The sequence below is a fragment of the Kitasatospora sp. LaBMicrA B282 genome (genome assembly GCF_050325825.1).
Lineage (GTDB): Bacteria > Actinomycetota > Actinomycetes > Streptomycetales > Streptomycetaceae > Kitasatospora.
Window position 1 is genome coordinate 1 of the sequence record NZ_JBNQTI010000276.1, and the last position, 6,974, is coordinate 6,974.

At 74.5% G+C, this 6,974-nt stretch carries 5 protein-coding genes and 1 pseudogene; all 6 read left to right on the forward strand.

The annotated features are described in order from the left end of the window. Positions 1 to 2,727, forward strand: a 2,727-nt coding sequence (infB, locus tag ACQRUO_RS37900) for a translation initiation factor IF-2 (RefSeq protein ID WP_428320730.1), incomplete at its 5' end; no start/stop codon positions are given. Positions 2,728 to 2,859: 132 nt separating this feature from the next. Continuing rightward, positions 2,860 to 3,156 carry a DUF503 domain-containing protein gene (locus ACQRUO_RS37905; protein ID WP_035846273.1) on the forward strand — a complete coding sequence of 99 codons (297 nt, stop codon included), beginning with the start codon at positions 2,860 to 2,862 and terminating at the stop codon, positions 3,154 to 3,156. 165 nt (positions 3,157 to 3,321) lie between these two features. Beyond that, entirely contained in the window at positions 3,322 to 3,771 is a 450-nt protein-coding gene (gene rbfA / locus ACQRUO_RS37910) for a 30S ribosome-binding factor RbfA (protein ID WP_428320731.1), read from the forward strand. Positions 3,772 to 3,773: 2 nt separating this feature from the next. Further along, complete coding sequence (locus ACQRUO_RS37915) at positions 3,774 to 4,922, forward strand: DHH family phosphoesterase (RefSeq protein WP_428320732.1); 1,149 nt, start codon at positions 3,774 to 3,776, stop codon at positions 4,920 to 4,922. A gap of 221 nt (positions 4,923 to 5,143) precedes the next feature. Continuing rightward, the gene (gene truB, locus ACQRUO_RS37920) at positions 5,144 to 6,049 is read left to right on the forward strand and encodes a tRNA pseudouridine(55) synthase TruB (protein WP_428320733.1); all 906 of its coding nucleotides are present in this window, start codon (positions 5,144 to 5,146) and stop codon (positions 6,047 to 6,049) included. 345 nt (positions 6,050 to 6,394) lie between these two features. Continuing rightward, positions 6,395 to 6,974, forward strand: a pseudogene (locus ACQRUO_RS37925) (hypothetical protein); the annotation flags it as partial.

The window sequence follows — 6,974 nt, forward strand, 5'->3', positions numbered from 1 at the left end:
CCCGCCGCCCCGGCTGCTCCGGCGGCCGAGTTCTCCTCCCCGGCGCCCGCCGGTGAGGCCCCCGCGCGTCCGGCCTCGCCGGCTGCGCGTCCCAGCGGCCCCGCCGCGGGCGGTGCCCGTCCGGGCCCGCGTCCGGCCGGTCCGCGTCCGGGCAACAACCCCTTCACCTCCGGCAGCGCCACCGGCATGGCCCGCCCCGGCGACCGCCGTCAGGGTGCGCCCGGTGGCGACCGTCCGCGTCCGGGCGGTGCCCCGGCCGGTGACCGTCCGCGTCCGGGCGGTGCTCCGGGTGCCGGGCAGCGTCCTGGTGGCGACCGTCCGCGTCCGGGCGGTGCCCCGGGTGCCGGTCCGCGTCCCGGTGGCGACCGTCCGCGTCCCGCCGGCGCCCCCGGCGACCGCCGTCCCGGTGCTCCCGGTGGCGACCGTCCGCGTCCCGACGGCATGCCCCGTCCGGCCGCGCCGCGTCCCGGTGGTGCGCCGAGCCCGTCCGGCATGCCCCGTCCCAACCCCGGCATGATGCCGCAGCGGCCCGGCCCGGGTGCCGGTCCGCGTCCCGGCCCCGGTGGCCGTGGTCCGGGTGGCCCCGGTGGCCGTCCGGGTGGTCCGGGTGCCGGTGGCGCCCGTCCCGGCTTCGCCGGCCGTCCGGCCGGTCCGGGCTCGCGTCCGGCCGGTGGCGGCTTCGGCGGCCCCCGTCCGGGTGGTGGCGGCGGCGCCGGTGGCGGCGGTGGCTTCGGTGGCGGCGGTGCCCGTCCCGGTGGCTTCGGCGGCCGTCCCGGTGGTCCGGGTGCCCGTGGTGGCACGCAGGGTGCGTTCGGCCGTGGCCCCGGTGGCCGTCCGGCCCGTGGTCGCAAGTCGAAGCGGGCGAAGCGCCAGGAGTACGAGGCCATGCAGGCCCCGTCCGTCGGCGGCGTGATGCTGCCGCGCGGCAACGGGCAGACCGTCCGCCTGTCGCGTGGTGCCTCGCTGATGGACTTCGCGGAGAAGATCAACGCCAACCCGGCCGCGCTCGTCTCGGTGATGTTCAACCTCGGCGAGATGGTCACCGCGACCCAGTCGGTCTCGGACGACACGCTCCAGATGCTGGCCCAGGAGATGGGCTTCGTGCTGGAGATCGTCAGCCGTGACGACGAGGACCGCGAGCTGCTGGAGTCGTTCGACATCGACTTCGGTGCCGACGAGGGCGAGGACAGCGAGCTGCTGCCGCGTCCGCCGGTGGTGACCGTCATGGGTCACGTCGACCACGGTAAGACCCGCCTGCTGGACGCGATCCGCAAGTCCAACGTGGTGGCCGGCGAGGCCGGTGGCATCACCCAGCACATCGGTGCCTACCAGGTGGCGGCGGAGGTGAACGGGGAGGAGCGCAAGATCACCTTCCTGGACACCCCCGGTCACGAGGCCTTCTCGGCCATGCGTGCCCGTGGTGCCAAGTCCACCGACATCGCGATCCTGGTGGTCGCGGCGAACGACGGCGTCATGCCGCAGACGGTCGAGGCGCTCAACCACGCCAAGGCCGCCGGCGTCCCGATCGTGGTCGCGGTCAACAAGATCGACGTCGAGGGTGCGGACCCGGTCAAGGTCCGCGGTCAGCTGACCGAGTTCGGTCTGGTGGCCGAGGAGTACGGCGGCGACACCATGTTCGTCGACATCTCCGCCCGCCAGGGCCTGCACATCGACCAGCTGCTGGAGGCCGTGGTCCTGACCGCGGACGCCTCGCTGGACCTGCGGGCCAACCCCGAGCAGGACGCGCAGGGTATCGCCATCGAGGCGCACCTGGACAAGGGCCGCGGCGCCATGGCGACCGTCCTGGTCCAGCGCGGAACGCTGCGGGTCGGCGACTCGCTCGCGGTCGGCGACGCGCACGGCCGCGTCCGTGCGATGCTCGACGAGAACGGCAAGAACGTCGACGAGGCGGGCCCGTCCCGTCCGGTCCTGCTGCTCGGTCTGACCTCGGTGCCGCGCGCCGGCGACAGCTTCATCGTCGTCGACGACGACCGCACCGCGCGCCAGATCGCCGAGAAGCGTTCGGCCCGTGACCGCAACGCCATGTTCGCCAAGCGTCCGATGCGGATCTCGCTGGAGAACCTGGACCAGGCGATCGCGGCCGGCGGCATCCAGCAGCTGAACCTGATCATCAAGGGTGACGTCTCCGGTTCCGTCGAGGCCCTGGAAGACGCCCTGGTCAAGCTGGACGTCGGCGAAGAGGTCGAGCTGCGCATCCTGCACCGCGGTGTGGGTGCCATCACCGAGTCCGACGTGGACCTGGCGATGGGCTCGGACGCCATCATCATCGGCTTCAACGTGCGCGCCGAGGGTCGTGCGCGCACCGCGGCCGAGCGCGAGGGCGTCGACGTCCGGTACTACTCGGTCATCTACCAGGCGATCGAGGAGATCGAGGCGGCGCTCAAGGGCCTGCTCAAGCCGGAGTACGAGGAGGTGCGCCTCGGCTCCGCGGAGATCCGCGAGGTCTTCCGCAGCTCCAAGTTCGGCAACATCGCCGGTGTCCTGGTCCGCGAGGGCCTGCTGCGCCGCAACGCCAAGGCCCGCCTCATCCGCGACGGCAAGGTCGTGGCGGAGAACCTCTCCATCGAGGGCCTGCGCCGCTTCAAGGACGACGCGACCGAGGTCCGCGAGGGCTTCGAGGCCGGTGTCACCCTGGGGTCGTTCAACGACATCAAGGTGGACGACGTCATCGAGACCTTCGAGATGCGCGAGAAGCCGCGCTCGTAAGGTTGTCCCCCTCCGGGGCCGGTCAGCGGGAATTTCCCGTCGACCGGCCCCGGTCTGGCTGTGTAGGGTCCTGCGCATCAGCCCCGTTCGGGGCGCCCTACGAGGCCCTCAGGTCGGCGAGACCTGTCACACATGTTCGTGGGAACACTCACTTTCGACCTGCTGCTGGGCGACGTCCACTCGCTCAAGGAGAAGCGTTCGATCGTGCGGCCCATCGTGGCCGAACTGCAGCGCAAGTACAGCGTCTGCGCAGCGGAAGTCGGGAACCAGGATCTGCACCGGCGGGCCGAGATCGGCCTGGCGGTGGTCTCCGGCGAACACCGCTTCGTCACCGAGATCCTGGACAGCTGCGAGCGGCTGGTCGCCGGCCGCCCCGAGGTGCAGCTGCTCTCCGCCCGGCGGCGGTACTACGGCGACGAGGATGATTGAGATCGGAACGTGCGGGTGGCCCCCCGGGAACGGGCTGTCGCCACCGTCACACCGACGAGGACCGAGAGCGCTCACAAGGTTGGGCGCCGGCCGGTACGTTGGGGCGTGGGCCCCGAGGGGCGCTGCGGCGCCCGGCGTACCGTGCCCACTGCACGAGGAGGCAACGTGACCGACACCGCAAGGGCGCGCAAGCTCGCCGACCGAATCCAGGTGGTCGTCGCCCAGACCCTGGAGCGGCGGATCAAGGACCCCCGGCTGGGCTTCGTGACCATCACCGACACCCGCGTCACCGGCGACCTGCGGGAGGCCACCGTGTTCTACACGGTCTTCGGTGACGACGCCGAGCGGGAGGCCACGGCCGCCGCGCTGGAGAGCGCCAAGGGGGTGCTCCGCTCCGAGGTCGGCAAGCAGACCGGGGTGCGCTTCACCCCGTCGCTGACCTTCGTCGCGGACGCGCTGCCGGACACCGCGCGGACCATCGACCACCTGCTGGACCAGGTCCGGGTCTCGGACGCGGCGGTGCGCACCGCGGCGGCCGGGGCGCAGTACGCCGGCGAGGCCGACCCGTACAAGGTGCCGGCCGCCGACCGCGACGCCGCGGACGAGGACGAGTAGTCATGGCCACTGAGCCGGCGGCGGCCGGTTCGGCGAGGGCGTCCGCCACCACCTCGGTGGCGGACGCCCTCGCGGTGCTTCCGGGCCCGCGCGCCGAGGCACCGCTGGGTGCCCCGCGCTCCTGCGGCGGTGCGGCCGCCGGTGGTCGGGACGGCGACGGCTGCGGCTTCACCGCGGTCTGGGAGCAGGTGCTGGCCGAACTCGGGTCGGCCGGCGAGATCGACCTGATCTGCCACATCACCCCCGACGGCGACGCCCTCGGCTCGGCCCTGGCCACCGGCCTGGCGCTGCGCTCGCTCGGGCACCGGGTGCGGGTCTCCTTCGGGGACGACCCGCAGGTCATCCCGGACTCGCTGGCCTTCCTGCCGGGCCAGGAGCTGATCGTGCCGGCCGCCGAGGTGCCGCAGCGGCCCGAACTGGTGCTCTGCTTCGACGTCGCCTCCGAGGCCCGGCTGGGACTGCTGCGCGACAAGGCCTTCGCCGCGCGCTGCCTGGTGGTGCTGGACCACCACGCCTCCAACCCCGGCTTCGGCACCCACCGGATCATCGACCCGAGCGCCCCGGCCACCGCCGTGCTGGTGGACGAGCTGCTGCGGCGGCTCGGCGTCCCGCTGGACCAGGCGATCGCCACCTGCCTGTACACCGGGGTGGCCACCGACACCGGGTCCTTCAAGTACGCCGGCACCACGCCGGCCACCCACGAGCTGGCCGGCCGGCTGCTGGCCACCGGGATCCGGCAGGACCTGATCTCCCGCCGGCTCTGGGACGACTGCTCCTTCGGGTACCTCAAGGTGCTGGCCGCCGCGCTGGACCGGGCGGTCTACGAACCGGCCGCGGCCGGCGGGCGCGGCCTGGTGTGGACCTGGGTGCCCTACCAGGACCTGGCGCTGTTCAGCGTCACCGTGGAGGAGATCGAGGGCCTGATCGACGTGCTGCGCAAGCCGGCCGAGGCCGAGGTGGCGCTGGTGCTCAAACAGGACCCGGACGGCACGCTGCGCGGCTCCTGCCGGGCCAAGGGCGCGGTGGACGTGGCCGCGGTCTGCGTCGAACTGGGCGGCGGCGGGCACGCGTTGCAGGCCGGCTTCACGCTGCGCGGCGACGTGCCGAGCACCGTGGCCCGGTTCCGCAGCGCGCTGGCCGCGCACGGCTGACCCTCCGGACGTCGTTGCCCCGACCCTCCGAACGTCGTTGCACTGACCCTCCGAACGTCGTTGCTCTGGCCCTCCGAACTTCGTTGCCCCGCACGGCTGTCGGCAGCCGGCGCGGGCCGCTCGACCGGTGCCCGCCCGACCCGCGGGCGCCGCAACCCCGCTCGGCATCGGCCGCCCGGCAGCATTCGCCCGGGTGGGCACCATCCGCAGAGAAAGAGATCATGAAGCGCACAGGCACTGGCCCCGACGGACTGGTCATCGTGGACAAGCCCGAGGGCATCACCTCGCACGGCGTGGTCGCCCGGCTGCGCCGGCTGGCCGGCACCCGCAAGGTCGGCCACGCCGGGACCCTGGACCCGATGGCCACCGGGGTGCTGGTGATCGGGGTCGAGCGGGCCACCCGGCTGCTCGGCCACCTGATGCTCACTGCCAAGACCTACGAGGCGACCATCCGACTCGGCCAGACCACCATCACCGACGACCGGGAGGGCGAGGTCACCGCCTCGACGCCGGCCGACGGGGTGCCGCGGGCGGCGATCGACGAGCAGATCGCGGTGCTGACCGGCGAGATCATGCAGGTCCCGTCCAAGGTCAGCGCGATCAAGATCGACGGGAAGCGCTCCTACCACCGGGTCCGCGAGGGCGAGGACTTCGAGCTGCCGGCCCGGCCGACCACGGTGCACTCCTTCACCGTGCACGAGCTGCGCCCGGCGGTCGCCGAGGACGGCACGGCGGTGCTCGACCTGGACGTCACGGTGGAGTGCTCCTCGGGCACCTACATCCGCGCGCTGGCCCGCGACCTGGGCGCCGCGCTGGGCGTCGGCGGCCACCTGACCGCGCTGCGGCGCACCAAGGTCGGCCCGTACCCGGTGGAGTCGGCGCACACCCTGGAGCAGCTGGAGGAGCAGCTCACCGTGCTGCCGATCGGCGAGGCGGCGGCCGCGGCGTTCCCGCGCTGGGACATCGGCGGGCAGGAGGCGAAGCGGCTCGCCACCGGGGCCCGGCTGCCCGCCCCCGGCCTGGGCGTCGAGGGCCCGATCGCGGTCTTCGGGCCGGGCGAGCAGTTCCTGGCGCTGGTCGAGGAGAAGGGCGGCCAGGCCAAGCCGGTCGCGGTGTTCGTGGGGTAGGGGGCGGTCCGGCGGGTCTTGCGGGGCGCGCGACGCAGGGCAGCCGCCCCGGCCGGCCCCCATCACCCAGCCGCCAGGCTGGGTGATGGGGCGCTCCCGGCCGAAGGCCGGAGGCCGGCCGAGCCGCGCGCTGATCCGGCAAGATCCGCCGGACCGGCCCGGCGGCGGGTCACTCCTGGCCGCCGGCCTCACCCGGACGGGCGAGCGTGCGGAGTGAAAGGGCGTGGTGAACGGGGCGGCCGGGGTCGCTCCGGTCGCCACGCGGGCAGGCTCCTCGCCGGCGAGCACGGCAGCGGTGACGGGCCCGACAGGTGCCCACCGGGGCCGCCGGGGAGGGCAGCACGGATGGCTGGTGACCTGGAGGGCAGCGGCCCGGCCCGGGTGCGCGAGGCGCTGGTCGGGATCAGTACGAGCGGGGGCCGCACGCTCGGCCACGGCTTCTGGGCGGACTCGCTCGGCACCGTGCTCACCGCGGACGAGGTGGTGGCCGAAGCCGCCGAGCGCGGTGAGCGGCTGCGGGTGCGCACCGCCTCCGGCCGCGCGCACCCGGTGGAGCCGGACGCGCTCACCCGGTGCCCCGAACTCGGGCTGGCCTGGCTGACACCGACCGAACCGGCGGCGGCCCGCCCGCTCCCGGTGGCCGAGGCGGCGCCCCGGCCCGGCTGCGCGGTGCTGCTGCCCGGCGCACGGCCCGGCACCCTGCTCGGCACCGGGACGGCCCTCACCGGCGGCCCGGCCCCGGCGCTGCTGCTCTCCGGCGTGCTGCTGCTCGACCTGCCGCCGGGGGTCGAGCCCGCGCCCGGCCTGCCGGTCCTCGACCCGGTCACCGGTGTGGTGCTCGGCCTGCTCGCCCCGCGGCTGCGCGGCCTGTCCGCCGGCGCGCTGGGCGCCGTCCCGCTGACGGCCGCGCGGCACGCCACCGGTC

Excerpts from the sequence above, each read along its gene's own strand:
- ACQRUO_RS37905 (WP_035846273.1), top strand. The coding sequence starts at position 2,860 with ATGTTCGTGGGAACACTCACTTTCGACCTGCTGCTGGGCGACGTCCAC.
- ACQRUO_RS37915 (WP_428320732.1), top strand. The coding sequence starts at position 3,774 with ATGGCCACTGAGCCGGCGGCGGCCGGTTCGGCGAGGGCGTCCGCCACC.
- truB (WP_428320733.1), top strand. The coding sequence starts at position 5,144 with ATGAAGCGCACAGGCACTGGCCCCGACGGACTGGTCATCGTGGACAAG.